Here is a 26642-nt window from a genome sequence, read left to right on the forward strand (position 1 = left end):
CCACTCCCTGTTCATACGTCCCTTTTCCCGCTAAAGTTAAGCATCATCTTTGAAATCAGGAGCGTGCAATGCTGTACATTTTTGATATGGGAAACGTCATTATTGATATTGATTTCAAACGTGTGCTTGGGGTGTGGAGCAACCTCAGCGGTACGCCTTTGGCGATACTCAATGAACGATTTTCAATGGGCGACGTGTTCAAGAAGCACGAACGCGGCGAAATCAGCGACGAAGAGTTCGCGACCTCGCTTTGCGAAGAAATGGGCATTGCACTCAGCTTTGAACAGTTCAGCGCTGGCTGGCACGCGGTGTTCGTTGGCCTGCGTCCAGAGGTGATTGAGCTGTTCAAAACGCTGCGCCAGCAGGGTCATCGCGTGGTGGTGCTGTCTAACACCAATCGCCTGCATCTCGACTACTGGCCGAAGCACTACCCTGAAATCGCCGAAAACGCTGATGCCATTTATCTGTCGCAAGACTTAGGGATGCGTAAGCCAGAAACCCGCATTTTCGAATATGTGCTGAATAAAGAAGGCGTTAACGCCAGCGAGGCGGTGTTCTTCGACGACGTGCTCGAAAACGTCGAGGCCGCCCAGTCCGTGGGTATCAGAGCCGTGCTGGTGGAAGACAAAAAAACCGTACCAACTTGGTTTTCAGCCGCGGAGCATGGATGAGAGTATTGTGGCGTCGAGTAAAAGCCGGCGGGCATTTCGTACACCTGCTGCTTAAGCGTGCCGACAAGGATGGCCTGACGTTATTGGCGGGCCATCTGGCCTACGTTTCGCTGCTCTCATTGGTGCCATTAATCGCAGTGGTCTTCTCGCTGTTCGCTCTTTTCCCGGTTTTCTCCGAGATAAGCGAGCAGCTCAAAGCCTTTATCTTTAGTAACTTCATGCCCGCCACCGGCGACGTTATCCAGCGCTATCTCGAACAGTTTGTGGCGAACTCCAGCAAAATGACCGCCGTAGGTACCTGTGGGCTGATCATCACCGCGCTGCTGCTGATTGCCTCGGTAGACAGCGTGCTGAATAAGATTTGGGACAGCAAAAACAAGCGTCCGATCGTCTTCTCATTTGCCGTTTACTGGATGGTGCTGACCCTCGGCCCAATCCTGCTGGTGGCCAGCGTGGCGATCAGCTCCTATCTGCTCTCACTCAACTGGCTAAGCAACGTCACGGACGTGCATTCGGTTATCGACCGCGTATTGCGCGTGCTGCCTCTGCTGATTTCATGGGTTTCCTTCTGGCTGCTCTATCAGGTGGTGCCGACGGTGCGCGTGCCGCCAAAAGACGCGTTAATCGGCGCGCTGGTCTCAGGCATATTATTCGAGCTGGGCAAGAAGGTGTTCGCGCTCTACATCCAGCTGTTCCCTTCTTATCAGCTGATTTATGGCGTGCTGGCGGTGATCCCAATTCTATTCCTGTGGGTCTATGTCAGCTGGTGCATTGTGCTGCTGGGGGCTGAAATCACCGTCACGCTGGGTGAATACCGGTCACTGCGCAAACTGCGCACCTCGGACGGCCCGGCCTTGGATATCAAAGAGCCCTAATTGCGTAACACGAAAGGATTTTTATGATTGCATTAATTCAACGCGTACTGAATGCCAGCGTGACGGTAGATGGCGAGGTTTGCGGTGAGATTGGACCGGGATTATTGATTTTGCTGGGTGTCGAGCAAGGTGACGATGAGCAAAAGGCAAAAAAACTGTGCGATAAGGTGATCGGATACCGTATCTTCAGTGATGAGAACGGCAAGATGAACCTCAACGTGCAGCAGGCCGGGGGCAGCCTGTTAGTGGTTTCGCAATTCACGCTGGTGGCCGATACCCAAAAGGGCAACCGCCCCGGCTTTTCGCGAGGCGCTGCGCCACAAGAAGCCGAAAGACTGTATGACTACTTCTGCGGGGAATGCAGGGAGAAAGGCATTCCGACTGAAACAGGGCGCTTCGCCGCCGACATGAAAGTGGCACTGGTTAATGACGGACCCGTGACCTTCTGGCTACAAGTCTGATTTAAAAGGCATCGCGCCGGAGAGAATCTATCTATGTATCATTTGAGAGTTCCTGTAACCGAAAAAGAGCTGGCGGCTTATTACTCCTTCCGCTGGGAGATGTTGCGTAAGCCGCTGCACCAACCCGAAGGCTCAGAGCGTGATGCCTACGACGCCATGGCGCATCACCAGATGGTGGTGGACGAGCACGGCAACACCGTGGCCGTCGGGCGTCTGTATATCAATGCGGATAACGAGGCGTCGATTCGCTTTCTGGCCGTAGACCCGAACGTACAAGGCAAAGGCTTGGGGACGCTGGTGGCGATGACGCTAGAGTCCGTCGCTCGTCAGGAAGGGGTGAAACGCGTGGTGTGTAGCGCGCGCGAAGACGCCGAGGCGTTCTTTGCCAAACTGGGTTTCGTCAACCAAGGAGAGATCACTACGCCGCAAACCACGCCGGTGCGCCACTTCTTGATGATCAAACCGATTGAGACGCTGGACGATATTCTGCATCGCCCCGACTGGTGCGGGCAGCTGCAACAAGCTTGGTATGACCATATTCCGCTGAGTGAGAAAATGGGCGTGCGCATCAGCCAGTACACCGGCCAGCGCTTTGTCACCACCATGCCGGAAGCGGGGAATCAGAATCCGCACCATACCCTGTTCGCCGGAAGCCTGTTTTCATTGGCGACGCTGACCGGCTGGGGGTTAATCTGGTTGCTGCTGCGTGAGCGTCATTTAGGCGGAACCATTGTCTTGGCCGACGCCCATATCCGCTACAGCGCGCCAGTCACTGGCCGCCCGCGCGCTATTGCAGACTTAAGCTCAATCAGTGGCGATCTTGACCGTTTGGCTAAGGGGCGCAGGGCGCGCGTTCAGTTGGAAGTGAATCTGTTAGGCGATGAAGCCAACGGGGCTATTTTTGAAGGGACTTACATTGTGCTGCCAGCTTCACCGGATGCTCCGCTAGAGCCACAGATCAACTGATACCCGTCTTTCTTCGAGCCGCGCCTGCGTTGGCGCGCTCAATCACCCCGTCACTTACCTAGGCAAGTGACGGGGATCCACTCAGTTTCCGCCTGCAATAATTCCCTGATTCATCTGCTGGTCGATTTGCTTACCGTCGGCGCTAAGGGCGTGGAGCTTGCCGTTGAGCGTCGGTTTGAAATCGACATTAGCAGGAAGCTGCCCTTGCAGATTGAGCTGCAAGTTAGCATTGCCCTCTAGCGGCAGGTGAGGCCATCCCCAGTTTTCCAGCACGTTCGACGGCACGGCGCGCCCCGTCAGGTTTACGGAGAAATTACGCTGCGGCTGTTGGTCAACGTTACCCGTGGCTTCCAGCAAACCTTCTTTGGTGAAGGCACTCAGCTCGGTGATTTTGACCTGATTATCTGCGGCTTCCAGTGCCAGAGACGGCCTGCGGACGTCGACCTTGTTAAAGGTGGCGTCGCTGGCATTCAGATTAAGCTTGCCGGACCAGATGCCCCACTCGTGGTTACGCGCCAGCAGTAAATCGCTGCCATAGCTGTCGAGTGCGGTCAGCTGGAAGGGGAACTGTGGCGAAATATCGATGATCAGATTGCGGTTAGTCATCAACTTGCCGACATACACCTCGGACAGCCAAGACGGCAGGGTTTGCAGCCAAAGCTGACGCCAGTTTTGCGGCAGCGTGTATTCCAGCGCGGCAACCGTCAGCTCATCCAACTGCAAACGCTTGTTGGCGCGAGTCCAACTGCCGGTAGTGCGCAGCAGGCCGCCTTCCCAGCGTCCGCTCACTTGGCGAATGGCGATGCCCTGCGGCGAAAGGTCCAAATTCACCAACGGGTCGATAACATGCAGATTGCCATTAATCATCTCAGTGGCGTTGAGTGAGATTTCCCCGTCTTCGCTCTGCCAATCGCCGTCTTGCAGGTTGACGTCTTTAACGGACAGGTCGACATCGCTGAACGCCCAGTCTTGCCCTTGCAGGCGAGCGTCAATCAGGTCAAAACGCTTAATACTGACTTTCGGTAACTTGTGCGCATCTTGCAGGAATACCGACAGCGGCTCGGCGGTTTGCAGACGGACATTGCTCAAACGAACGTTGTCGATAGTCCAGCTGCCGTCCGCAGCGCGACTGGCTTTGCCGGTTAACTGGCCGCGCGCTAAGTCGCCGCCGAAGTTGCTGAGGGTAAGCTGATTATTATTAATCTGGCCTTGAACCAGAATGTTTTCAGCAGGAATACCGTTGAGGGTCAGCGCGGAGGCGCTAAGCTGGAACTCGGCATTTTCGCCAAGCACGCGCCCGGCCTTGGGCTGCCAAGGGTAAATACCCGCATTCACTTTCTGGCCGTCAATTTCCCAGTCATTCACATCCCCGACCAGCGCCATTTTGTTCAACTGAAGCGTGTTGGCCTGAATCGGCAAATTCAGCGCTGAAGGGTTGAGATTGAGACGCCCGTTGATAAGCGTGATGCGATCGAAGAATTTAGGATCGGTGATTTGCCGCCAGCTCAGATCAAGGTTTACCTGTGCCGCGTTCAGCGCATCGGGCTGGTTTTTGGCTCCTAAGGTCACATCATTGAGCACAATGCGGCCGGGCTCTGACCAGCCGTGGTCTATTTTTCCGACTGATAGGTGGTAGTTACTGTTGCCAGTGATCCATTGGCTGACTTGCGTCGCTGCCCAGCGCGTTTGCAACAGCACATAGATCAGCACAATCGCCAGCACCAACAGCAGGACTAATGTCAGCAAAACTTTACCGATAAATTTCATCGTCTAAATCCGTATCCGTCGGGAAAGGAGTAAAAGAATACCTTGTTTATGCCGTAAACAGTGGCCTTTCTCAATAGGTTAGCATGACAGAGACAAGAAAATGCGGCGAGGGTTCCAGACCTCTCGCCGCAGTTGCAGGGGTTACAGCGGATGATTATTTTTCGTGCGGGAAAATCAGATTCAGCACAATGGCGGTGATGCCGCCTGCCGCGATACCCGAGGAGAGCAGGGTTTTCAGCCAGTCAGGTGCGAACTGCAAAATCAGCGGCTGCTGGGAAACGCCCATGCCGACCGCCAAAGAGAGCGCCATGATCATAATGGCCCGGCGATTCAGGCGTTCGCGGGAGACAATGCGCACGCCAGATGCCGCGATGGTGCCGAACATCACGATGGTTGCGCCGCCCAGCACCGGCTCAGGAATATGCTGTACAAAGCCCGCCACGGCTGGGAACAGGCCCAGCGCAATCAGCATCAATGCTACGACAAATCCGACATAGCGGCTGGCAACGCCGGTTAACTGAATCACGCCGTTGTTCTGGCCGAAGCAGGAGTTAGGGAAGGTGTTGAACACCGCTGAAAGCATTGAGTTCAGGCCATTGGCCAACACGCCGCCTTTGATGCGCTTCATATATAGCGGGCCGCTGACCGGCTGCTCGGAGACGTCAGAGGTGGCAGTAATGTCGCCAATGGTTTCCAGCGAGGTCACCATGAAAATCAGCATTAACGGAATCAATAAGTTCCAGTCGAAGCCCAGCCCGTAGTACAGCGGAGTTGGCAGGGTGACCAGATTGGTCTGTGCCGCCGGCGCAGAGGCTGGCAGCATACCCATCAGCCATGCAGCGATATAGCCTACGGCCATGGCAATCACCAGCGAGGCAACGCGCAGGTAAGGGTTTTTCTGGCGGTTGAGCAGGATAATCACTACCAGAACCACGGCGGCCAGCAGCAGGTTCTTCGGCGCGCCAAAGGTGTGGTCACTCATCGCCGCGTAGCCGCCGCCAATTGACGTCAGGCCAACTTGAATCAGCGACAGGCCGATAATCATCACCACAATGCCCGAGACCAGCGGGGTGATCACCCGGCGGGCGAGATGCAGGAAGCGGGAAAGAATGATTTCAGTGCAGGACGCCACCATCAGCGTGCCGAACAGCGCCGCCATCATGGTTGGGACATCGGCTCCGCCATTTTTCAGTGCCATGCCGCCCATGATTAACGGCGCAACAAAGTTAAAGCTGGTGCCTTGAATGGAGAGCAGCCCGGAGCCGACCGGCCCCCAAGTTTTGATTTGCAAAATGGATGCGAGGCCTGAGGCAAACAGCGACATGCTAATAATGTGCTGGGTGTCCTGCGCGGGCAGGCCGAGTGCCTGACAGATAAGCAGCGCGGGGGTGATAACGGCCACGAACATCGCCAATAAGTGCTGGCAGGCGGCAAACAGGGTTTGCGGCAGCGGCGGGCGATCTTCAAGGCGATAAATCAGTTCACTGTGCTGCGGGCGGGAAAGTTCGGCGTGCTGTGCGTCTGTCTCGGCAGATTGCGTACTCATGTTTTGGCATCCATAAAGCGGCAAAGCGGGCATTTTTCATGAAAATCCTGCCAAAAGCAATCGATTGCGAAGCCAAATTTTTCTGTGAAAACTTTAAGCCGCGTCGCACGTTGACACTGTTTTTCTTGCACTGAATTGCCTATCTGACTTCTAATTCCCTCTCAAGAAAACAACAGCGATCCGGAGTTCTTATAACTCAATAATATTTATGGATTTTTGTACACATGGAGCTTTTCAATGATTCACCTCGATACCTATGGCACGCTGGTTGCCGCGACATTAGTCCTCCTTTTGGGCCGTAAGTGCGTCCAATCAATCTCTTTCCTTAAAAAGTACACTATTCCTGAGCCAGTAGCGGGCGGTTTGCTGGTGGCTTTCTTACTCTTGCTCGCTAACCAACTCTTTGATTGGGAAGTGAGTTTTGACATGTCGTTGAAAGAACCCTTGATGCTGGCCTTTTTCGCCACCATTGGTCTAAATGCCAACCTTGCAAGTCTACGCGCGGGTGGTAAGGCATTGGCCCTGCTGGTTTTTGTGGTGCTGGGATTACTGCTGCTGCAAAACGCCATCGGCATTGGCATGGCGAAGCTGCTCGGGCTTGACCCGCTGATGGGCTTACTTGCCGGATCTATCACGCTATCCGGAGGCCACGGAACGGGGGCCGCGTGGAGCAAGCTGTTCATAGAGAAATACGGCTTTGAGAATGCCACTGAAGTGGCCATGGCCTGCGCCACCTTCGGCTTAGTGCTGGGCGGTATCATCGGCGGCCCAGTGGCTCGCTATCTGGTCAGCCACTCTTCGACTCCCAACGGCACGCCGGACGACGCGGCGGACCCGAGCGCCTTCGAAAAACCGGCCGTCGGGCGCATGATAAGCTCAATGGTTCTGCTGGAAACCATCGCCCTGATTGCTATCTGCCTGACGCTGGGCACTCATGTTTCCAAGCTGCTGCAAGGCTCGGCCTTCGAAATCCCGACCTTTGTTTGCGTGCTGTTCGTCGGGGTCATCCTCAGTAACCTGCTGGCGTGGCTGGGGTTCTATCGCGTCTTCGACCGCGCGGTTTCCGTGCTGGGCAACGTCAGCCTTTCGCTGTTCTTGGCGATGGCTTTGATGAGTTTGAAATTGTGGGAGATGGCGTCGCTGGCGCTGCCGATGATGGCAATCCTCGGCGTTCAGACTCTGGCTATGGCGCTGTACGCGATTTTTGTGACTTACAGGGTGATGGGGCGCAACTACGACGCGGCGGTACTGGCGGCGGGGCACTGTGGCTTTGGTCTGGGAGCAACGCCGACCGCCATCGCCAACATGCAGGCGATCACCAACCGTTTTGGCCCGTCGCACTTGGCGTTTCTGGTGGTACCAATGGTGGGCGCATTCTTTATTGATATCGCGAACGCGATAGTCATCAAACTGTTCTTACTGCTGCCTGTTTTCCCAAGCGTGGCTTGATGTGATTGAGTGCCAAGGACGGCACTTAACTCACTTAGGCGTTGGTGTAACGCACTCTTTCGGGCAGCCAACGTTCAATCAGCGCGTGAGCATGTTGCGGGAACTGCTGTTGCAGGTAACGCGCAATGCGCTGTACCTCGGGGATCATCGCCTGATCGCGCAGTAAGTCTGCCACTTTAAACTCCGCACTGCCGGTCTGTCGGGTGCCCAGTAACTCACCCGGCCCACGAATTTCTAAATCTTGTTGAGCAATCACAAAGCCGTCGTTGCTGTCGCGCAGCACTTGCAGGCGAATCTGCGCCGTTTTGCTCAGCGGGGTTTTATACAGCAGCACACAGTGCGAGGCGACAGCGCCACGACCGACGCGGCCGCGCAACTGGTGAAGCTGCGCCAGACCCAGCCGCTCTGGGTTCTCAATAATCATCAGGCTGGCATTTGGCACATCCACGCCCACTTCGATAACCGTGGTGGCGACCAGCAACTGCACTTCACCCTGTTTGAAAGCCAACATGACCGCTTGTTTTTCCTGAGCTTTCATCCGCCCATGAACCAGACCAATCTTCAGCTCGGGCAAGGCTTCTTTTAAGCCTTCCCACGTCGCTTCCGCGGCCTGCGCTTCTAGCATTTCCGACTCTTCAATCAGCGTACACACCCAGTAAGCCTGACGATTTTCTTGCTCACAGGCGCTTTTCACCCGCGCAATAATGTCGCTGCGGCGAGTATCTGGAATGGCGACCGTGGTCACCGGCGTTCGGCCCGGCGGCAGTTCGTCGATGACTGAAGTATCAAGGTCAGCATAGGCAGTCATCGCAAGAGTTCGCGGAATGGGCGTGGCGGTCATAATCAGCTGATGCGGATGGAACCCCTGCTGTTTGCCCTTTTCCCACAGCGCCAGACGTTGATGAACCCCGAAACGGTGCTGCTCATCGATAATCACTAAGGCGAGGGAGGAAAAAAGCACCTGCTCTTGGAATATGGCGTGGGTGCCGACCACCATGGAAACTTCGCCACTGGCGATAGCCTCTTGCTGGGCCTGACGCGCTTTGCCTTTTTGCTTGCCAGCCAGCCAACCCACCTTAATACCCAGCGGCTCGAACCACTGGCGGAAGTTATTGGCATGCTGTTCAGCCAGCAGCTCTGTCGGCGCCATCAGCCCAACCTGCTTGCCCTGAGCAATGGCGCAGAGTGCGGCCAGTGCAGCAACCAGCGTTTTGCCTGAGCCAACGTCGCCCTGAACCAAGCGCATCATCGGGTAGTTTTTTGCTAAATCCTGTTCAATCTCGGCCACCACGCGCTGCTGCGCGCCGGTAGGGCTGAAAGGCAGCGAAGCCAAAAACTTATCTTTCAAACGGTCATCGTGCTTGAGCGGCAAGGCTTTATAACTTTGAGTGCCGGCCCGGACGGCGAGCATACTGAGGTTATGGGCAAGTAGCTCTTCCATAATCAATCTGCGTTGCGCGGGGTGTTGGCCTTTTTCCAAATCGGCTAGCTGAATATCTGGCGGCGGCCGGTGCAGAAGATGCAGGGCTTTCGGCAGAGAAATCAGCGTACGGCTGAGTTCTTCGGGCAGCAGTTCGGCAATCGGGACGGTGTCAAGAAGCTCAAGGGCTTGATCGGTAAGCTTACGCAGAGTTGCCTGCCGGATACCTTCCGTCGTCGGGTAGACCGGCGTCAGAGACTCTTGCAGAACCACTTCGCTGTTTTCGCCTTGAATACGATATTCAGGATGAATGATTTCTGCGCCGATGGTGCCGCGTTTTATCTCACCATAGGCGGTAACGCGCCTTCCGGGAGCGAGGCTGTTTTTCATCGCCGCATTGAAATTGAAGAACCGCAAAGTGACCATGCCCGTGCCGTCGCTAATCTGGCAGGTCAGCATTCGGCGTCGGCCAAAGCTGATATCGCTGCGCAATACTTCTCCCTCTATGGTCGCAAAAATGCCCGGAAGCAGGTCATTGATGGCATAGAGTCGGGTGCGGTCTTCATAGCGCAGGGGGAGGTGGAGCAGTAAGTCCTGAATGGTTTCGAGGCCGAGTTTAGCTAGCTTATCAGCCTGACTGGCCCCAACGCCGGAAAGCGACGTCAGAGGGATGGCGTCGAGCAGGCGGCCTTTCATCTTTTAACCGTCATTTGCATTGCGGACCACCATTCATCATCAGCCACGATTTGCCCAGTTTCGTCGATCAGCGGGCGAGGAAGTTTTTTGCGTTTCGCGACATTCGATAATACAGGATAACCACCCTCAAACAGCAGGCGCTGCTGCTCTTTGTGCGTTAACGGGCTGATTTCGCGCTGATACATGCCAGCGTTCTGCCGCTGGCGCTGTGCTTCGTACAGAATAAGTGCAGAGGCGACGGAGACATTCAGCGACTGGACCATGCCCACCATGGGGATAACAATATCGCTGTCGGCCAGCGCAAGGGCTTCGGGGCTGATACCGGTTTTTTCCTGACCGAGCAGAATACAGGTTGGGCGAGTGTAGTCGATGGTGCGGAAGTCTACCGCTTTGTCCGAAAGGTGAGTGGCCAGCACTTGCATCCCTTTGGCTTTCATTTTGGCGACGGCAGACTCAATGGTTTGGTGAGTTTTCACCTGCACCCAACTGTTACTTCCGGCCGCAGAGGAAACCAGCGTGCGCATGCGGCTTGAGGGCCAAACCGCGTGGACTTCATGAACGCCAACGGCATCTGCGGTGCGGATAACAGCTGCGATGTTATGCGGCTTGTGCACTTCTTCCATGCATACCGTCAGGTCTGGCTGCCGGGCTGCAAGCATTTCGCAGATGCGCGCATAACGTTCAGGAGTCATGACGGCTAGTTTCGATTACGGCTGACTTTAATCACATCCGGCATGATACGAATTTTGCGCATGATGTTTGCCAAGTGCACGCGGTCGCGGGTCGTCAGGCGAATAAAGGCGCTGTAAACCCGGCCATCTTTCTCTTCGGTACTCAGACTCTGAATGTTCGACTGGGCAGCATTGATGGCGGCCGTCAGGTTCGCCAGCGCGCCCTGATGGTTGAACATATCAACTTTGATTTCCGCGATAAATTCTTGGTCTGTTTCTTGGTCATCCCAATCTACAGCCATGAATTTCTCAGGCTCTTTCTGGTATCCGCGAATGTTACGGCAGGATTCGTGGTGAATAACGAGTCCTTTGCCCGGGCTGACGTGGGCAATAATCGGGTCGCCAGGAATAGGGCGGCAGCACTTCGCGAAGGTGATCAGAACGCCATCTGCGCCTTTGATTGGCAGATTGCGCGTGCCGCTGCTCGCCATAGACGACTGGTCGCCCATCAGATTCTTGGCAACCACCACGCTCATGGCATTACCTAAGCCGATTTCAGCCAGCAGATCATCCATCGCCGTGAGCTTCATGCGATCCAGCTCGTTTTTGATGTTCTCTGGCGGCAAGTCGGAAATCTTTTTACCACTACCCAATGCGTGATTGAGCAACCGGCGACCGAGCGAAACGGAGTCATCGCGTTTCAAGTTCTTGAGCATTTGGCGGATTTTGGCGCGAGCACGTGAGCTCACAACAAAGTTCAACCACGCCGCATTCGGACGTGCGCCCGGTGCAGTAATGATCTCGATAGTCTGGCCGCTGGTCAGTGGCTGCGAAAGCGGGTAAGGCTGTCTGTCGACGCGCGCACCGACACAGGCGTGGCCAATGTCAGTGTGAACTGCGTAGGCGAAGTCGACAGGCGTCGCGCCCGCTGGCAGTTCTACGATGCGTCCTTCAGGGGTGAAGACGTAAATTTCATCAGGGAAGAGGTCTGATTTTACGCTTTCAATGAATTCGAATGAGTTACCGGCACTTTGCTGGAGCTCAAGCAGGCTTTGCAGCCAGCGCTGGGCGCGAATCTGCGCCGTGGTGCTATTTTCGCCATTCTCTTTGTAGGCCCAGTGAGCGGCAACACCCATCTCGGCCATCTGGTCCATATCTTCGGTACGGATTTGCACTTCAACCGGCACGCCGTGCGGGCCAATCAGCGAAGTATGCAGAGATTGATAGCCGTTGGCTTTTGGAATGGCGATGTAATCTTTGACTCGGCCCGGACGCGGTTTATACAGGCTATGAGCCTGACCTAACACGCGGTAGCAGGTGTCGAGTTCTTTGACGATGACCCGAAAAGCATAGATATCCATAATGGAATGGAAGCGCTGCTCTTTCAGGTGCATTTTGCAGTAGATAGAATAGAGGTGCTTTTCGCGACCACTCACCCGACACTGAATTCCGGCTTCGGTCAGACGCCCTTCAATTTCAGAAAGTATCTTCTGAATCATCTCTTTACGGTTACCACGCGCGGCTTTCACCACTTCTTTAATGACGCGATAACGGTTCGGATACAGGGCTTCAAAACCTAGCTCTTCGAGCTCAGTTTTCAGATGGTGGATACCCAAACGGTGTGCCAGCGGGCTGTAAATTTCCAGCGTTTCGCGGGCAATGCGGCGGCGTTTATCCGGGCGTAAAGAGCCCAGCGTGCGCATGTTATGGGTACGGTCGGCGAGTTTGATCAGAATGACGCGGATATCTTGCACCATCGCCATGATCATTTTGCGGAAGTTTTCCGCCTGCGCCTCTTTCTTATCTTGGAACTTCAGCTTGTCCAACTTTGAAACGCCTTCGACCAGCTCGGCAACGCTTTTGCCGAACAGTTGCTCCATATCTTGGTATGTCGCAGGCGTGTCTTCGATGACGTCGTGTAATAACGCCGCCATCAGAGTCTCGTGGTCGAGCCTCATTTCAGCCAAAATACAGGCTACCGCTACCGGGTGAGTAATATAAGGTTCACCGCTCGAGCGAGTCTGCCCCTCGTGCGCGTCCCGCGCGACGAGGTAAGCCTGCACGAGGCGCTTGATTTGCTCCTCTGGCAGGTATTTTTGAATCAGTTGATTCAGGCTTTCAAAGATGTACAAGTGAGATCCGTTTCGTTAATTAACGACGGCCTTCAGCGATGGCAGTTACTGCCTGAATCTCTGCGGCTTCCTGCTCTTGTTGCTCCTGACGATCGCGAACGTCGAGGATCTGATTAGTAATCAAACCTTCTTCGATTTCACGCAGGGCAATAACAGTGTATTTATCGTTTTCTTCAGCGACCAGTGGATCTTTACCACCAGATTGCAGCTGGCGTGCGCGACGAGCAGCCACCAACACCAGGTCAAAACGGTTACCAATTTTCTCTACAGCGTCTTGAACAGTTACGCGTGCCATATATGTGCTACTCCACAGGGTGACGAAAGACTGGGCATAATACTGAAAGTGACTTCAGTCTGCCAATAGTTTGGTGATTAATCCGTCATGGCGGAGCTTTTGACGGCTCAGACGCAGACGTTCGGCGCGAATAATGGTTTTTAAATCCGATAAAGCCAGATCAAAATCATCATTCACAATTAAATAGTCGTACTCAGCGAAGTGGGTCATTTCCGCGACGGCTTGCGCCATGCGCTTGGCAATGACTTCTTCGCTATCCTGTCCGCGGCCACGTAGGCGGCGATCCAGTTCGTCTTTCGACGGCGGCAAAACGAAAATGCTGCGCGCTTGCGGCATCTTTTTACGAATTTGCTGCGCACCTTGCCAGTCGATGTCCAAAAACACGTCAACGCCTGATGCCAGAACTTGCTCAATCGCTTCGCGCGAGGTGCCGTAGTAGTTACCGAAAACTTCAGCATGCTCGAGGAAAGCGTCTTTAGCGATCATCTCGCAGAATTCTTCTTTCGAAACGAAGAAATAGTGCTCTGCATGTTTTTCTCCCGGACGAACTGCGCGAGTGGTATGCGAAATTGAAACCTGAGTATCGTAAAGAGGCTGAGTTTTCAGCAAAGCCTGAATCAGACTTGATTTACCTGCTCCACTGGGTGCGGAGACAATATATAGCGTGCCTTGGACCATGATGACGTTTCAACTGAATAGGTTGATAGGAAGTGTGCGAAGAGTGATCTTCCGCACAGTATACACGCTAGCCGCTTCTGGTGCAGCGTTGAGACGTATTTCATCGCAACATCCGCGCATAAAACAGCGCTGAAAGTCATTTTTCCACGATACATTCCAAAATTTTTTCCTGTTGCAGCAACAAAGTCGAATGTCAGGAATACATCTCGCAAGCTTGTTCATCGGTGCTGGAGAGAAAAGGCAGTTCGGTATCTACTCGCAGGGCTTTAGTCAGGCCCACAAGGAGATGCCGATGCGCCAAATAGTTAAACGTCTACTCATGCTCTGCTTTCTGCCCGCCCAGTGCTTTGCAGCCTGCCCTGACTGGCCTCAGTCACGATTAAGTCTTGAAACTCAGGCGCTGACTGCGCAGCTTTTGCATTGGGACAGGCGTTATCACCACTTTGGGCAGAGCCTGATAGATGACGTGACCTATGACAGCTTGCGTAATAAAGAGAGCGACTGGCTGCGATGCGCAGGTCTGCCTGTCTCGGAGGCGATTCCGCCACGCGAGGCTTCTTCTGCTCAAATCGCTGTTACCCAGCACCCTTTTGCTCACACCGGATTGAAGAAAATTCGCGATGAAGCCGCTTTGGCTCGTTGGTTGAGTGGTCGGGAAGACCTTTGGGTTCAGCCGAAAATAGATGGTGTTGCCGTGACGTTGGTTTACCAGAAAGGAAAGCTGGTTTCTCTGATGAGCCGTGGCGATGGTCTGATGGGGCAGGACTGGACCGCCAAAGCCGCATTTATACCCGCTATTTTGCCCACGATCCCTGACCGCCGTGAGCAATTGGTTCTGCAAGGGGAACTGTATCTGCTGATGAACGGTCATCAGCAGGCAAGCTTGGGTGGCATGAATGCTCGCGCGAAAGTTGCCGGAGCCATGATGCGGCACTCCTCCTCTGCGACCTTAAGTCAGTTGGGGCTATTTATCTGGTCATGGCCCGACGGGCCGAAAACCATGCAGGCAAGGCTCAGCGAACTGACCAGATTAGGTTTTCCTCTGGCGGAGTCTTTTTCCCAGCCGGTGAAGCTTGCCAAGGATATCGCCCACTGGCGAGAACAGTGGTTTCGCCAGTCTTTGCCTTTTGCCACTGATGGCGTGGTGATACGGCAGGGGCAAGAGCCCGCTGGCCGATATTGGAAGAACAATACGGCGGAGTGGGCGATTGCCTGGAAATACCCGCCGCAGACACAGCTCGCGGAGATAAGAAGTATTGAAACGCTGGTCGGCAGGCGAGGCAAACGGACGGTGATCGTGCATCTCAACGCGATAAAGCTAGATGATAAAACGTTGACCAAGGTCAGCATCGGTTCGCCAGAGAAGCTGCGGCACTGGGATCTCGCGCCGGGCGACCACGTTTCTATTGTTTTGGCTGGGCAGGGTATACCCGTGCTGGAGAAGGTTGTTTGGCGCGTAAAGCAGAGGCCTAACACACCTGACACCGACATTAATGAGTTCACGGCGCTCACCTGCTTCAAACCCACAGCGGGCTGCGAGCAGCAATTTCTGTCTCGCCTGACATGGCTGAGTGGCCCGAACGCCTTAAAATTGAGAGGGCTGGGGGAGGCCACTTGGCGGTCACTGATGAATGATAAGAAAGTGACGGATTTGGCAGATTGGTTGAATCTGACTCCTGAGAGCATTGCTGCATCGCCGGGGCTAGGTCCGAAGCAGGGGCAGAACATTTATGCTGAGTTGCAACTCGCCAAACAGAAAACATTCAGACAGTGGCTTTCGGCTATTGGCTTCCCCACCTTTGCACTGAACGTGGCTGCATCTCAGAAGCACTGGCGGGAAGTTGAAAGCCTAACGGCAGAAGGTTGGCAAAAATCGGTGGGAATTGGCAAAAAGAGAGTCGGGGAAATTTTAGCGTTTATCCATCACCCAGACGTTCAAGAGTTGGCTGAGTTTCTGGGCCAGCAGCGCATACCTGCCTTTGATTTAGCAGGTATGCCCGAATAGCAATTGAGCTGGGTTTCTCAGTGATCGGAATGCGGATAGTTGAATACCGGCAGCCCCAGACGGAAACGCAGGGCGATCAGGCGGGCAATAAAACCAACCAGCAGGGTGATAATTACCACCAAATTGTGTGGCAAAGAGAAGTACTGCAAACCGATGTAAATCCAAGCCGAGGCGAATGAGATACCGGCATAAATCTCTTTTTGGAACACCAGCGGGATCTGATTGCACATCATATCGCGCAGTACGCCGCCAAAGACGCCGGTTATCACCGCACACACCGAGGCTATGATGGCACCATGCCCCATATCGAGCGCGACTTGGGTACCAATAATAGAAAAGACCACCAAGCCAAGGGCGTCTAATACCAAGAACAGCCGACGGAGATGACGCATCAGCGGCGCGAGGAAAGTCGTCAGCAGGGCGGCTGCGGCCACAATCACAATGTACTCAGGGTGCTTCACCCAGCCCAGCGGGTAGTGGCCCAGCAGCATGTCGCGGACCGAACCGCCGCCAATGGCAGTCGCCGCAGCAATGATAATGACGCCAAAGGTATCCATTTTGCGACGTCCGGCCGCTAAGGCACCTGTCATCGCTTCGGCTGTAATACCAATGATATAAAGAACGGTAAGCAACATAGTTTTCGCTGGTCTTAAAAAAGGTGAAGTGTGGGTCGGCGCTCAGAGTAGTGAGGTTTGTTGGGTTGAGCGATTGAGTTTTTCTGACAGATAGTGCATCGGATTATAAAAAATAATCCGTTGGCGAAGATAATCCCTTTCCTTAAAAGGATACACAAAGACTGGCTAATCTTCACATTAGAAATAATAAATCGAAGTTTAACCCTTGTAGCTTTCATCAATTCCCCTTCAATGAGCTTCCATCTCTCATTTTATGCTTTACCGGTGGCGTAAAAAGGCTGCGCAGGTTACGATTATTAAAAATCATCACTCATAACATTGATGTTCGGTGTTGTATTGAGTTACTGACATGCTCGTCTGGAGGAATGCATGAAACCTGAAAATCCAGTTGCGTTAACGCAGCGCGGACCAGCTGAACATGAAAGGCGTGAGCAGATCATCAACGCGGCTTTTGACCATTTTCGTCATTTTGGCTATGCCAAAACCTCGGTCGCTGATTTGGCTAAGGCGATTGGTGTTTCAAGTGCCTATATTTACAAGTTTTTTGAGTCAAAGCAGGCGATTGGCGAAGCGGTGTGTTCCCAGCGAGTAGGGCAAATTGGGTTAGCACTGCGTGAAATAGCCGACAGCGACCAAACGGCGACCCTGCGCTTACGCACTATTTTCAAAGCCTTGATGACTAAAAGTCTGGATCTGTTCTTTGAAGACAGAAAGCTGCACGATATTGCCGCCGTTGCCGCCGCGCAACACTGGAAATCTGCGCTGAATCATCGCGCGGAGCTTTACAGCATTGTTCAACAAGTCGTTACCGATGGCCGAGAGTCTGGTGAATTTGAGCGTAAGACGCCGATTGATGAAGTGTGTCTGGCGATAACCAGCGTGATGACGCCGTTCTCCCACCCCTTGATGCTTGAACAGAAAACGCCCGAGCAGCTGGAAGAACGCGTGATCGCAATCACAAGTATGGTGCTGCGCAGCCTTTCGAATTAAGAAAGGATACAAAAATTTTCAGGTTACGAGTTTACAAAATCGTAATTCATCACATACTGTCACCCAAGGTGACAATAATCCCGCCGAGGCTGGTTTGTGGTAAAAAGCCGGCTAGGCAATATGAACTTTAAGAACGAAAGAGGAACGTTTTATGACTCATCGTCGAGTGGTTATTACCGGCATGGGGGCTGTGAGTCCTCTTGGCTGCGACATTGAAACCATCTGGAAGCGTTTACTGGCAGGTCAGTCAGGTATCCGCGTTTTACCTGATGAAATCGTAGAAACCCTGTCTGTAAAAATTGGCGGTCAGGTTTTAACGAAAGAGCAGGACCCGGAATCAGGCTTTGATCCCGATGAATCAGTCTTGCCTAAAGACCAGAAAAAAATGGACCGTTTCATTCTGTTTGCGATGGCAGCGGCTGATAAAGCCATTGCAGACTCCGGCTGGAAAGCAGAAACCGCTGAGCAGCAAGAGCGCACTGCAACCATTATCGGTTCAGGTATCGGCGGCTTCCCGGCGATTGCTAACGCGGTTCGCGTAAATGACAGCCGTGGTGCAAAACGCTTGTCGCCTTTCACCATTCCTTCATTCTTGGTGAACTTAGCGTCTGGCCAAGTATCGATTAAACATCAATTTAAAGGACCGATTGGCGCACCGGTGACGGCTTGTGCCGCTGGTGTTCAGGCTATCGGCGATGCTGTGCGCTTAATCCGTAACGATGAAGCTGACGTGGCACTTTGCGGCGGCGCAGAAGCTGCCATCGATACCGTAAGCTTGGGTGGTTTTGCGGCAGCCAAAGCAATGTCTTCCGGCCATACCGACCATCCTGAAAAAGCCTCTCGCCCGTTTGATAGCGCGCGTGACGGTTTCGTGATGGGCGAAGGTGCAGGCATGCTGGTTATCGAAGAACTGGAACACGCGAAAGCCCGTGGCGCGAAAATTCTGGCAGAAATCGTCGGTTACGGTACCAGCGGCGATGCATACCACATGACATCCGGCGCTGAAGACGGCAACGGTGCTGGCCGCGCGATGAAAATTGCTCTGCGTCAGGCAGGTTTGCAGCCATCTGATATTCAGCACTTGAATGCGCACGCGACCTCGACTCCAGTGGGCGATCTCGGTGAGATTAACGCCATCAAAACCCTGTTCGGCACCGACGGCAAGCTGGCGGTAACCTCGACTAAATCTGCAACCGGCCACTTGCTGGGCGCGGCGGGCGGCCTTGAGACTATCTTCACCATTCTGGCCATTCGCGACCAGATCGTGCCACCAACGCTGAATCTGGACAATAAAGACCCGGCAGCCGAAGGTTTGAATATCGTCGGCAACAAAGCTCTGCCATACGCGATCAACTATGCGCTCTCCAACGGTTTCGGCTTCGGCGGTGTTAACGCCTGCGTGCTGCTGAAACGCTGGGAAAACTAATCAAAACTGAGCTGTAGACACGAAGTAGATATGAAAAAGCCCGCGAAAGCGGGCTTTTTGTTTGGGGCTTACAGTGCAGTTACTCAATATTCTGAATCTGCTCGCGCATTTGTTCGATCAGCACTTTCAGCTCGATGGCTGAGGTGGTGACGTCAGAATTGATGGATTTGGAAGCCAGCGTGTTTGATTCGCGGTTGAACTCTTGCATCATGAAGTCCAGACGGCGGCCGACGGCTTCTTCCTTTTTGAGGATTTTATGCGTTTCTTTTACATGCGCATCAAGGCGGTCCAGCTCTTCTGCCACGTCTACGCGCTGAGCCATTAATACCAGCTCTTGCTCCAGACGGGTGTTTTCCAGCTGAACCTGCGCATCTTCCAGTTTGCTGACCAGACGTTCGCGCTGCCATTGCAGCACGTTTGGCATCTGGGCGCGTACTTTAACCACTTCAGCACTTACACCGTCGAGGCGCGTTTCAATCAGCGTCTTCAGGGCGGCGCCTTCGCTTTCGCGGGCGGTGATGAAATCGTCGATGGCGGTTTCCAGCGCAACCAGCAGTTCATTGCTTATCGCATCTAAATCTTGCTCTTCGGCCAGCATCACGCCCGGCCAGCGCAGGACTTCCAGCGGATTGATTTCGCCTTCGTCGCTCTGCATCTTGACCCACTGGGCGGCTGCAACCAGCTGTTTAGCCAGCTTTTCATTCAATTGCAGCGTGCTTTGCGCGCTTGGGTCGAGATCAAAACGCAGGTTACATTCGACTTTCCCACGGGTCAGGCGGGAGCGAAGACGCTCGCGGATCACCGGCTCGAGGCTGCGGAACTGCTCTGGCAGACGGATGTAGGTTTCGAGATAACGTTGGTTCACCGAGCGGAGTTCCCACGCTGCGCTGCCCCAGTCGCCCTTGATTTCACGTCGGGCATAAGCGGTCATACTACGGATCATGTCTGCGTACCTGTTGATGTAAAGATGGAGCGATTATAGCTTCCGTGGGCGGGTCATGATAGGCATTCCCTGAAACCCGCGCGCATATTCAGGCTCTTTACACAGATATTCTCGGGCGATTTACTCACTCGCCCGCCAGATGCAACGCGGGTGAATTTCTGTATAATGCGCAGCCAAACACGATTCGCGACCCGGAGATCAACCCATGCGTCCAGCAGGCCGAAATGCACAACAGGTGCGCCCCCTGACACTGACCCGTAACTATACCAAACATGCTGAAGGTTCAGTTTTAGTGGAATTTGGTGATACCAAAGTGCTTTGTACCGCCACGGTTGAAGAAGGTGTTCCGCGCTTTCTTAAAGGCCAAGGGCAGGGTTGGATCACTGCCGAATACGGCATGTTGCCACGCTCTACCCACACGCGTAATTTCCGTGAAGCCGCGAAAGGCAAGCAGGGCGGGCGTACGCTTGAGATTCAACGCCTGATTGCTCGCTCGCTGCGCGCCGCCGTAGATTTGAAAAAGCTCGGCGAATTCACCATCACGCTCGACTGCGACGTTTTGCAAGCTGACGGCGGCACGCGTACTGCTTCTATTAGTGGTGCCTGCGTAGCATTGGCCGACGCGCTGAATGCGCTGGTTGCTGCTGGCAAGCTGAAAGCCAACCCAATGAAAGGTCTGGTGGCGGCGGTGTCAGTGGGTATCGTGAATGGCGAAGCGCTGTGCGACCTCGAGTATGTTGAGGACTCTGCGGCTGAAACCGATATGAACGTAGTGATGATGGAAGATGGCCGCATGATTGAGGTGCAGGGCACCGCAGAAGGTGAGCCGTTCAGCCATGAAGAGCTACTGAGCTTGTTGACCCTCGCACGAGAGGGAATCGACACCATCTTCCAGGCGCAGAAAGCGGCGCTAGCGGAATAATTTTTAAGGCGACTGAGAAGTCGCCTTTTTTATGGCCTAAAGGCCGACGACCGACTGAGAACAGAGTAGACAGGAGACCCCCATGAAAGCTTATCAGCGCCAGTTTATTGAATTTGCATTGAACAAACAGGTTTTGAAGTTTGGTGAATTCACCTTGAAATCAGGCCGAATCAGCCCGTACTTCTTTAATGCCGGTTTATTTAATACTGGACGCGATCTGGCGTTGCTGGGCCGTTTTTATGCCGAAGCCTTGATTGATTCCAAAATCGATTTCGACTTGGTGTTTGGCCCGGCCTACAAGGGGATCCCGATTGCGACCACCACTGCCGTGGCGCTGGCCGAGCATCACGACCGCGACGTGCCTTACTGCTTTAACCGTAAAGAAGCCAAAGATCACGGCGAAGGCGGTTTGCTGGTAGGAAGCCCGTTGCAGGGCCGAATCATGCTGGTGGATGATGTGATCACCGCCGGTACGGCAATTCGCGAATCAATGGAGATTATCGCGGCGCATCAGGCGACCCTCGCGGGCGTGCTGATTTCCCTCGACCGCCAAGAGCGCGGCCGTGCCGATATTTCTGCGATTCAGGAAGTCGAGCGCGACTATCATTGTAAGGTGATTTCGATTATCACTCTGCAAGACCTGATTGCTTATCTGGAAGAGAAAACGGAAATGGCCGACCATTTGGCCGCCGTGCGTGCTTACCAGCAGAAGTACGGGGTCTAAACTCTATTAAGCATCGCCACTGAAAGGGAATCAGTATGGATTTGTCGTCGCATAAGCATGGTGCAATGCCTGGTGGGGCGGCAGAAAGTCTGTGCCGTTCCCTTTCAGCTCTTCGCAATAATCCTTCGTCTGAGGGAAGTCGGCTTAGTCCGGCGGCCTATCAAAAAATCCTGTATTACTGCGGTGTGCGGCCCAATCTTGCAGGCTGGCGCAGATTCCTGATGCTGTTCCTGTCTATTCTGGGTTTTTTGGCCTTGGCCTGCGGCGTGGTGTTTTTCATTGCGTGGAACTGGGCGCTGATGCCCAAAATGGCTAAGTTCGCATTGGTGGAATTATGGATAGTCGCGCTGGCCGTGGTGGTGTGGTGGCGCTGGTATGACAGCGTTGCACAATCCGCCCTGTTGGCGCTCGGGCTGAGTTTCGGCGGCCTGTTTGCCTTATATGGGCAGGTGTATCAAACAGGTGCAGACAGCTGGGAGCTGTTCCGCGCGTGGGCCATCGTGCTGTTACCGCTGGCCCTTATTGCCCGGCGCAATGGCCTGTGGTTCTGCTTCTGGGTGGTCGCCAATCTGGCCTTCCAACTCTATTACGTGGGCCGAAGTTCAGCCTTCTTTAGCGATATACCTTTCGCTAATCTCGGCTGGTTCAGCGATTCCACCCTTTATATCTATATCGCGATACAGGCCTTCTGCCTGATTTTGCGCGAGGCGTTGGCGGAATATGCACAAAAGCGCAGCCCCGACAGCTGGCTGGCGAGTCGCTGGTTGCCGCGCCTGATGGCCGCTTATCTGTTGCTGACCTTGACGCCGCTGGCCGCCGAGGTGATCACCGCGTGGAGCTACAGCAGTAAAATCGGCCTACTGCTGTGGGTGCTGACGATTCTGCTGGGCTACGGCTACTATCGGTATCGCCGCCCGGATTTATGCGTGCTGACACTGGGCGTGATTAGCGTGGTGTTCATCGGCTGCTTACTGATCATGCAGCTCTTCGACCGTCTCTGGGATCTCGGCAGCCTGTTTTTTGCCTGCTGCTTAATGATGCTCTGGCTGGTGGCCGGGGGCGCGGTGCTGCTGCACTGGCGCAAGCAGCTGTACCAACGGCAGGCGGAGGATAGTAAGCCTGATTCCCTGAGCGGCCTGCTGCACGAGCTGACTGAGCGGCAGTTATTGAGTGAAGAGCAGAGCGCCGAGCTGCAAGGTTTCGACTACGCGTCGCATCTGCCTTGGTATCTGCGCGCGGTGCTGGCTTTGGGTGGCTGGGTCGCCGCGCTGATTATTTTGGCGTTGCTGGCGCTATTGCTCTATGCCACCGGCCTGCTCGATTCGCTCAGCGGCATCACCCTGCTGGTGCCTTCACTGATTATTGCCTGTCTGGCGGCGGCCTTTTTGCGCGCCAAGGGGATTGGCCAGCAGCATATCGGTCTCGCGTGGGCTATCGCGGCGACCTATGGCTTGTGTTTTAGCCTTTACCTGCTGATTGACCCCGACTGGAACAGCAATTTTATTATCGATTCGCTGTGGTTCTTGCCGGTGCTGGCGGCGATGGCGGTTTTCATGCCGAACCGCGCTTACCGTTTTATGGCGGTGACGGCGTTCTTCTTTATTCTGGTGTTCTCCCTCGGCTACCTGACCAGCCAGTATGTACATCCCGCTATCGCGACGGCTACGACCTCGATAGTCGTGGCGATAGTTCTGGCTGGTTGGATTTGCGAGATTGCCCGGCAAGATCAGCCTCAAACCCAGGCTCGCCGCGCGTTGAGCCTCAGCCTGCTGCATGGCATTCCGGCGGCTTTGATGCTGCTGTGCCTCGCGGGTGTGCATTCGGATATGCTCGACTCGTTCTTCTGGGACACGTCCGCGCCAATATTTCTGCCCATGAGTTTGGGCACGGGCATTGCGGCAGGCATTATTCTGGCCGGCGTGCTTCAAGCCGTGGTTTTTCGCTCGCCAATGACGGCGGTTTACCTGCCCGCCGCCTGCGTGTGTGCAGGCGTGGCGCTGTTCTCGCCGGGCATGGGATTCGGGCTGTTGCTGCTGCTCGCCGCCCGCCATCAAGGCAGCAAAGAGTGGTTGGTGATTGCCAGCGCATTCCTGCTGCTCTACCTCGCCTATTGGTACTATTTCCTCGGCGTCTCGCTACTGCATAAATCGCTGCTGTTATTGATGACCGGGTTGGTCTTGCTGGGGCTGGCTCTGGCGGCGAAGAAGCTACTGCCAGCAACGGGCGGGGAGGCTGTATATGAAAACTAAACATGGGCTGAAATGGCTGGCTGGGGTCATCGTGCTGCTGGTTCTGCTGGCGACCAACGTCTCTATTTATCAAAAGGAGCAGTTGCTAAAACATGGCGCGGTAGTCATCCTCGAACTGGCGCCGGTTGACCCGCGCTCGCTGATGCAGGGGGATTATATGGCGCTAAACTACGCTCTGGTTCAGCCTTTGCAGCAGAGGATGTATGAGCAGAGTGAGGCCTGCCACAAGAGCGGCGCGCAGTGTCTGCCTTCTAATGGCAAATTGGTGGTGACGCTGGACGAGCAGCGCAGAGCGGTGAGCGCGGTTTTGGACCAAGGGCAGCCATTGCATGAGCAAGAGAAGCTGCTGCAATACCATCTTTCAGGCATGCGTTTGAACATCGGCACGCCGAGTTACTTCTTTCAGGAAGGTCATGCCGAGCGTTTTGAAAAAGCGCGCTACGGCGAGTTTAGGGTGTCTGATGACGGCACGGCGCTGCTGACTTACATGCTTGATGATAAGGGTGCGCGCATCCTTCCCTGAGCTTTCTGTTCTCAATCGCAGCAATAAAAAAGGGCCTTACGGCCCTTTTTACTGCAAACGCTTTAGCAGCCAAACGAGTTAGATCAGCTGCGCGGCGATAAGCGGCCAGCGGGCATCAAAATCCTGCGTCGGGCGATATTTAAACTCGGACCGTACAAAGCGCGAGAGCATGCCTTCGCAGTAAGCCAGAAGCTGGCTCGCCAGCAGCGTCTCGTCGGTGCTGTATCCGCCGCCTTCACGCATCTTCTTTTCGCGCAAAACCTGCTTCAGTTGCACTTCAATTCGCTCGAAAAGCTGGTTGATGCGCCCCTGTAGGCGGTCTTGTTCAAACATCAATGCGTGACCGGTCATGATGCGGGTCAGGCCCGGATTGCGTTCTGCAAACCCCAAAATCAGCAAAAGAATCAGTCGCAGCCTGTTCAGCGTCTCTTTCTCATCTTGCAAAATCAGGTTGATGCGGGTGATTAAGCTGTCTTCGATAAACTCGATTAAGCTATCGAACATCCGCGTTTTACTTGGAAAATGGCGATAAAGTGCAGCTTCAGATACCCCAACGTTGGCGGCAAGTTTGGCCGTAGTGATCCGCTGGCTGCCGTCGCTGGACTGAAGCATTTGCGCTAATGCCTGCAAAATCTCCTCGCGCCGATTCCTTTTGGTAGTTTCTTTTTCTGCCATGTCTGAATAGACCCTTGCTAAAAACGGCTTAAAACATGAGAGACCGCACAATTGCCGCATGAATCTTGAAGATCCTGCGGCTTATTAGTTCACTTATCGTGTTTACCCTTCGAACTCGATGCGCTTGGCATTGATAACATTGGGTTTTTAGTGCGGTCTGGTAGTGATAAGAATCTGTTCAATATCGCGTTTCAAGCGCGGTGCTGAACAGGTTCTTATTGGCGACCTGAGTGACCAAAGCCACCTGCGCCACGTTCGCTGCTTTCGAAGTCTTCAACCAGATTAAATTCGGCTTGGACAACGGGTACGAAGACCATTTGAGCAACGCGTTCGCCCGGCTCAACCATGAAGGTTGTTTGACCACGGTTCCAGACGGAAATCATCAGTTGGCCCTGATAGTCAGAGTCGATCAGGCCAACCAGATTGCCCAATACTACCCCGTGTTTATGACCAAGACCGGAGCGCGGTAAAATAACCGCAGCCAGATTAGCATCACCGATGTGAATAGCCAGACCGGTAGGTAATAAGGTGGTTTCGCCCGGTTTTAACTCAACCGCGGCATCAAGGCAGGCACGTAAATCTAAGCCTGCCGACCCTGGAGTGGCATATGCCGGCAATGGGAAAGTCGAACCAATACGTGGGTCGAGAATTTTAATGTCGATTGTTTTTAACGGACTAGTTTTGTTCATAACGGCTGACTATCTCATCAAGTAAACGTTGGCCAAGAAGTGCTTTATCGCTGAGCGGTAAAACTTTCTCCCCATCCTGCCAAAAAAGATGCAAAGCATTGGTATCACTATTAAAACCGTGCTCAGCAAGGGAAACGTCGTTAGCGCAAATCAGGTCGAGATTCTTTCTTATCCGTTTTTGCCGAGCGTATTCTTCCACATTCTGGGTTTCTGCGGCAAACCCGACCACATAAGGACGGTGAGATTTCATCGCCGCAACACCGGCGACGATGTCTGGGTTTTTGACCAATTTCACTGAAATTTCATCGCCTTGCTTTTTGATTTTCTCATCGGCGATTATTTCTGCGCGGTAGTCCGCGACGGCGGCGCAAGAGATAAAAATCTGCTGGCTCGAAATACTGGCTTCAACAGCGCGTTGCATGTCCAGCGCGCTTTCGACGTTGATTCTGGCAACATGTGCAGGCGTCGGCTGATTAACCGGCCCGGCAATCAGTGTTACTTTCGCCCCACGATCGGCAGCGGCTTTGGCGATAGCAAAACCCATTTTCCCCGAGCTGTGGTTGCTGATAAAGCGCACCGGGTCCAGTGCTTCACGGGTTGGGCCCGCGGTGATCATGATATTGAGATGAGCTAAGTCGTGGCGCGGGGCGAAGTGTTCAACCGCCATATCCACGATAACCAATGGGTCGAGCATGCGGCCCGGCCCGACGTCACCACAGGCTTGGCTGCCGCTGTCTGGCCCCCAGACTAAGGTGCCGCGCTGAGCCAGCTGTTGCAGGTTTTCCTGCGTCACGGCTGCGCGATACATCTGCTGGTTCATCGCCGGAACCACTGCGACAGGAGCCGCGGTTGCCAGACACACGGTGGTCAGCAGGTCATTAGCCATGCCCGCATTCATGCGCGCCAACAAATCGGCGGTGGCAGGGGCAATCAGCACCAGATCGGCCCATTTGCCCAATTCAATGTGCCCCATCGCGGCTTCAGCAGCCGGATCGAGCAGGTCGTCTGAAACCGGATAGCCAGAGACTGCCTGTAGACTCAGCGGTGTAATAAAGGACTTAGCAGCCTCAGTCATCACTACCCGAACGTCTGCACCTCTGTCGCGTAAGCGGCGTACCAGCTCTGGTGCTTTATAGGCGGCAATGCCACCACTCACACCGAGCACAATATGTTTGCCGGAGATCCCCGTCATCATGATTGTCCGATTCAAAGCCGAAAGAAGCGACATTTTAGC

The 26642-nt window shown here is 54.1% G+C and carries 24 protein-coding genes; 12 read left to right on the top strand and 12 right to left on the bottom strand.

Annotated elements, in window-relative coordinates:
- The first annotated feature begins 68 nt into the window (after nt 1–68).
- The 4 genes from yihX to fabY are packed head-to-tail and all read left to right on the top strand — an operon-like array spanning nt 69 to nt 2973.
- Nucleotides 69–671: a glucose-1-phosphatase gene (gene yihX, locus GEAM_RS18460; RefSeq protein WP_034794469.1), complete on the top strand. Its 603-nt coding sequence runs from the start codon at nt 69–71 to the stop codon at nt 669–671.
- Nucleotides 668–1546: a virulence factor BrkB family protein gene (locus GEAM_RS18465; RefSeq protein ID WP_034794471.1), complete on the top strand. Its 879-nt coding sequence runs from the start codon at nt 668–670 to the stop codon at nt 1544–1546. The genes yihX and GEAM_RS18465 overlap by 4 nt, the downstream gene beginning before the upstream one ends.
- Nucleotides 1547–1569: 23 nt before the next feature.
- The gene (gene dtd, locus GEAM_RS18470) at nt 1570–2007 is read left to right on the top strand and encodes a D-aminoacyl-tRNA deacylase (RefSeq protein ID WP_034794473.1); all 438 of its coding nucleotides are present in this window, start codon (nt 1570–1572) and stop codon (nt 2005–2007) included.
- Nucleotides 2008–2040: 33 nt separating this feature from the next.
- The gene (gene fabY / locus GEAM_RS18475; protein ID WP_034794474.1) at nt 2041–2973 is read left to right on the top strand and encodes a fatty acid biosynthesis protein FabY; all 933 of its coding nucleotides are present in this window, start codon (nt 2041–2043) and stop codon (nt 2971–2973) included.
- An 81-nt stretch (nt 2974–3054) separates the two neighbouring features.
- Here fabY and GEAM_RS18480 read toward each other — a convergent pair whose 3' ends face one another.
- Together GEAM_RS18480 and GEAM_RS18485 are read right to left on the bottom strand one after the other, a co-directional pair.
- Entirely contained in the window at nt 3055–4740 is a 1686-nt protein-coding gene (locus tag GEAM_RS18480; protein WP_034794475.1) for an AsmA family protein, read from the bottom strand.
- Nucleotides 4741–4894: 154 nt separating this feature from the next.
- Nucleotides 4895–6286: a nucleobase:cation symporter-2 family protein gene (locus GEAM_RS18485; RefSeq protein WP_034794476.1), complete on the bottom strand. Its 1392-nt coding sequence runs from the start codon at nt 6284–6286 to the stop codon at nt 4895–4897.
- A gap of 237 nt (nt 6287–6523) precedes the next feature.
- Here GEAM_RS18485 and gltS point away from each other — a divergent pair, with 237 nt between their 5' ends.
- The gene (gltS, locus tag GEAM_RS18490; RefSeq protein WP_034794477.1) at nt 6524–7735 is read left to right on the top strand and encodes a sodium/glutamate symporter; all 1212 of its coding nucleotides are present in this window, start codon (nt 6524–6526) and stop codon (nt 7733–7735) included.
- Between the two features lie 34 nt (nt 7736–7769).
- On the opposite strand, the gene recG is transcribed toward gltS, so the two are convergent.
- From recG to gmk, 5 genes are read right to left on the bottom strand one after another with little or no spacing between them, the layout of a single operon-like run.
- Complete coding sequence (recG, locus tag GEAM_RS18495; protein WP_034794478.1) at nt 7770–9851, bottom strand: ATP-dependent DNA helicase RecG; 2082 nt, start codon at nt 9849–9851, stop codon at nt 7770–7772.
- The gene (trmH, locus tag GEAM_RS18500) at nt 9848–10543 is read right to left on the bottom strand and encodes a tRNA (guanosine(18)-2'-O)-methyltransferase TrmH (RefSeq protein WP_034794479.1); all 696 of its coding nucleotides are present in this window, start codon (nt 10541–10543) and stop codon (nt 9848–9850) included. Before trmH ends, recG begins: the two co-directional genes overlap by 4 nt.
- Before the next feature lie 5 nt (nt 10544–10548).
- On the bottom strand, nt 10549–12654 hold the full coding sequence (gene spoT, locus GEAM_RS18505; RefSeq protein WP_034794480.1) for a bifunctional GTP diphosphokinase/guanosine-3',5'-bis pyrophosphate 3'-pyrophosphohydrolase: 2106 nt from the start codon (nt 12652–12654) through the stop codon (nt 10549–10551).
- 19 nt (nt 12655–12673) lie between these two features.
- A complete protein-coding gene (gene rpoZ / locus GEAM_RS18510; RefSeq protein ID WP_034794481.1) occupies nt 12674–12949 on the bottom strand; it encodes a DNA-directed RNA polymerase subunit omega in 276 nt (91 codons plus the stop codon).
- A gap of 54 nt (nt 12950–13003) precedes the next feature.
- Entirely contained in the window at nt 13004–13627 is a 624-nt protein-coding gene (gene gmk / locus GEAM_RS18515) for a guanylate kinase (protein WP_034794482.1), read from the bottom strand.
- A 292-nt stretch (nt 13628–13919) separates the two neighbouring features.
- On the opposite strand from gmk, the gene ligB reads away from it, so the two are divergent.
- Complete coding sequence (gene ligB / locus GEAM_RS18520) at nt 13920–15632, top strand: NAD-dependent DNA ligase LigB (RefSeq protein WP_034794671.1); 1713 nt, start codon at nt 13920–13922, stop codon at nt 15630–15632.
- A gap of 17 nt (nt 15633–15649) precedes the next feature.
- On the opposite strand, the gene GEAM_RS18525 is transcribed toward ligB, so the two are convergent.
- The gene (locus GEAM_RS18525; protein ID WP_034794484.1) at nt 15650–16267 is read right to left on the bottom strand and encodes a trimeric intracellular cation channel family protein; all 618 of its coding nucleotides are present in this window, start codon (nt 16265–16267) and stop codon (nt 15650–15652) included.
- A 369-nt stretch (nt 16268–16636) separates the two neighbouring features.
- Between GEAM_RS18525 and GEAM_RS18530 the strand changes: the two genes are divergently transcribed.
- Together GEAM_RS18530 and fabF are read left to right on the top strand one after the other, a co-directional pair.
- The gene (locus GEAM_RS18530; protein WP_034794486.1) at nt 16637–17257 is read left to right on the top strand and encodes a TetR/AcrR family transcriptional regulator; all 621 of its coding nucleotides are present in this window, start codon (nt 16637–16639) and stop codon (nt 17255–17257) included.
- A gap of 151 nt (nt 17258–17408) precedes the next feature.
- Complete coding sequence (fabF, locus tag GEAM_RS18535; protein ID WP_034794488.1) at nt 17409–18683, top strand: beta-ketoacyl-ACP synthase II; 1275 nt, start codon at nt 17409–17411, stop codon at nt 18681–18683.
- 79 nt (nt 18684–18762) lie between these two features.
- On the opposite strand, the gene GEAM_RS18540 is transcribed toward fabF, so the two are convergent.
- Nucleotides 18763–19626 (bottom strand): YicC/YloC family endoribonuclease, encoded by an 864-nt coding sequence (locus tag GEAM_RS18540; RefSeq protein WP_034794491.1) that lies wholly within the window; start codon nt 19624–19626, stop codon nt 18763–18765.
- A 205-nt stretch (nt 19627–19831) separates the two neighbouring features.
- Between GEAM_RS18540 and rph the strand changes: the two genes are divergently transcribed.
- The 4 genes from rph to GEAM_RS18560 all read left to right on the top strand — a co-directional run bounded on the left by rph (nt 19832) and on the right by GEAM_RS18560 (nt 24044).
- The gene (gene rph, locus GEAM_RS18545; protein WP_034794493.1) at nt 19832–20548 is read left to right on the top strand and encodes a ribonuclease PH; all 717 of its coding nucleotides are present in this window, start codon (nt 19832–19834) and stop codon (nt 20546–20548) included.
- 82 nt (nt 20549–20630) lie between these two features.
- Nucleotides 20631–21272 carry an orotate phosphoribosyltransferase gene (gene pyrE, locus GEAM_RS18550; protein ID WP_034794496.1) on the top strand — a complete coding sequence of 214 codons (642 nt, stop codon included), beginning with the start codon at nt 20631–20633 and terminating at the stop codon, nt 21270–21272.
- 65 nt (nt 21273–21337) lie between these two features.
- Nucleotides 21338–23521: a DUF4401 domain-containing protein gene (locus tag GEAM_RS18555; protein WP_246867343.1), complete on the top strand. Its 2184-nt coding sequence runs from the start codon at nt 21338–21340 to the stop codon at nt 23519–23521.
- Nucleotides 23511–24044 carry a GDYXXLXY domain-containing protein gene (locus tag GEAM_RS18560; RefSeq protein WP_034794498.1) on the top strand — a complete coding sequence of 178 codons (534 nt, stop codon included), beginning with the start codon at nt 23511–23513 and terminating at the stop codon, nt 24042–24044. The genes GEAM_RS18555 and GEAM_RS18560 overlap by 11 nt, the downstream gene beginning before the upstream one ends.
- 78 nt (nt 24045–24122) lie before the next feature.
- On the opposite strand, the gene slmA is transcribed toward GEAM_RS18560, so the two are convergent.
- From slmA to coaBC, 3 genes are all read right to left on the bottom strand, one after another.
- Entirely contained in the window at nt 24123–24719 is a 597-nt protein-coding gene (gene slmA, locus GEAM_RS18565; RefSeq protein ID WP_034794500.1) for a nucleoid occlusion factor SlmA, read from the bottom strand.
- 215 nt (nt 24720–24934) lie between these two features.
- Nucleotides 24935–25408 (bottom strand): dUTP diphosphatase, encoded by a 474-nt coding sequence (gene dut / locus GEAM_RS18570; protein WP_034794501.1) that lies wholly within the window; start codon nt 25406–25408, stop codon nt 24935–24937.
- Entirely contained in the window at nt 25395–26603 is a 1209-nt protein-coding gene (gene coaBC, locus GEAM_RS18575) for a bifunctional phosphopantothenoylcysteine decarboxylase/phosphopantothenate--cysteine ligase CoaBC (protein ID WP_072009928.1), read from the bottom strand. The genes dut and coaBC overlap by 14 nt, the downstream gene beginning before the upstream one ends.
- Between the last annotated feature and the right edge of the window lie 39 nt (nt 26604–26642).

It is taken from the genome of Ewingella americana ATCC 33852 (assembly GCF_000735345.1).
GTDB classification, from domain to species: Bacteria; Pseudomonadota; Gammaproteobacteria; order Enterobacterales; family Enterobacteriaceae; genus Ewingella; species Ewingella americana.

What these genes read in the sequence shown, in the direction of transcription:
- fabF (WP_034794488.1), top strand. Translation starts at nt 17,409, where the DNA reads ATGACTCATCGTCGAGTGGTTATTACCGGCATGGGGGCTGTGAGTCCT.
- recG (WP_034794478.1), bottom strand. Translation starts at nt 9,851, where the DNA reads ATGAAAGGCCGCCTGCTCGACGCCATCCCTCTGACGTCGCTTTCCGGC.
- rph (WP_034794493.1), top strand. Translation starts at nt 19,832, where the DNA reads ATGCGTCCAGCAGGCCGAAATGCACAACAGGTGCGCCCCCTGACACTG.
- trmH (WP_034794479.1), bottom strand. Translation starts at nt 10,543, where the DNA reads ATGACTCCTGAACGTTATGCGCGCATCTGCGAAATGCTTGCAGCCCGG.
- pyrE (WP_034794496.1), top strand. Translation starts at nt 20,631, where the DNA reads ATGAAAGCTTATCAGCGCCAGTTTATTGAATTTGCATTGAACAAACAG.
- GEAM_RS18480 (WP_034794475.1), bottom strand. Translation starts at nt 4,740, where the DNA reads ATGAAATTTATCGGTAAAGTTTTGCTGACATTAGTCCTGCTGTTGGTG.
- yihX (WP_034794469.1), top strand. Translation starts at nt 69, where the DNA reads ATGCTGTACATTTTTGATATGGGAAACGTCATTATTGATATTGATTTC.
- rpoZ (WP_034794481.1), bottom strand. Translation starts at nt 12,949, where the DNA reads ATGGCACGCGTAACTGTTCAAGACGCTGTAGAGAAAATTGGTAACCGT.
- gmk (WP_034794482.1), bottom strand. Translation starts at nt 13,627, where the DNA reads ATGGTCCAAGGCACGCTATATATTGTCTCCGCACCCAGTGGAGCAGGT.
- gltS (WP_034794477.1), top strand. Translation starts at nt 6,524, where the DNA reads ATGATTCACCTCGATACCTATGGCACGCTGGTTGCCGCGACATTAGTC.
- dut (WP_034794501.1), bottom strand. Translation starts at nt 25,408, where the DNA reads ATGAACAAAACTAGTCCGTTAAAAACAATCGACATTAAAATTCTCGAC.
- GEAM_RS18540 (WP_034794491.1), bottom strand. Translation starts at nt 19,626, where the DNA reads ATGATCCGTAGTATGACCGCTTATGCCCGACGTGAAATCAAGGGCGAC.
- GEAM_RS18560 (WP_034794498.1), top strand. Translation starts at nt 23,511, where the DNA reads ATGAAAACTAAACATGGGCTGAAATGGCTGGCTGGGGTCATCGTGCTG.
- fabY (WP_034794474.1), top strand. Translation starts at nt 2,041, where the DNA reads ATGTATCATTTGAGAGTTCCTGTAACCGAAAAAGAGCTGGCGGCTTAT.
- coaBC (WP_072009928.1), bottom strand. Translation starts at nt 26,603, where the DNA reads ATGATGACGGGGATCTCCGGCAAACATATTGTGCTCGGTGTGAGTGGT.
- GEAM_RS18555 (WP_246867343.1), top strand. Translation starts at nt 21,338, where the DNA reads ATGCCTGGTGGGGCGGCAGAAAGTCTGTGCCGTTCCCTTTCAGCTCTT.
- slmA (WP_034794500.1), bottom strand. Translation starts at nt 24,719, where the DNA reads ATGGCAGAAAAAGAAACTACCAAAAGGAATCGGCGCGAGGAGATTTTG.
- ligB (WP_034794671.1), top strand. Translation starts at nt 13,920, where the DNA reads ATGCGCCAAATAGTTAAACGTCTACTCATGCTCTGCTTTCTGCCCGCC.
- GEAM_RS18465 (WP_034794471.1), top strand. Translation starts at nt 668, where the DNA reads ATGAGAGTATTGTGGCGTCGAGTAAAAGCCGGCGGGCATTTCGTACAC.
- GEAM_RS18485 (WP_034794476.1), bottom strand. Translation starts at nt 6,286, where the DNA reads ATGAGTACGCAATCTGCCGAGACAGACGCACAGCACGCCGAACTTTCC.
- GEAM_RS18525 (WP_034794484.1), bottom strand. Translation starts at nt 16,267, where the DNA reads ATGTTGCTTACCGTTCTTTATATCATTGGTATTACAGCCGAAGCGATG.
- GEAM_RS18530 (WP_034794486.1), top strand. Translation starts at nt 16,637, where the DNA reads ATGAAACCTGAAAATCCAGTTGCGTTAACGCAGCGCGGACCAGCTGAA.
- dtd (WP_034794473.1), top strand. Translation starts at nt 1,570, where the DNA reads ATGATTGCATTAATTCAACGCGTACTGAATGCCAGCGTGACGGTAGAT.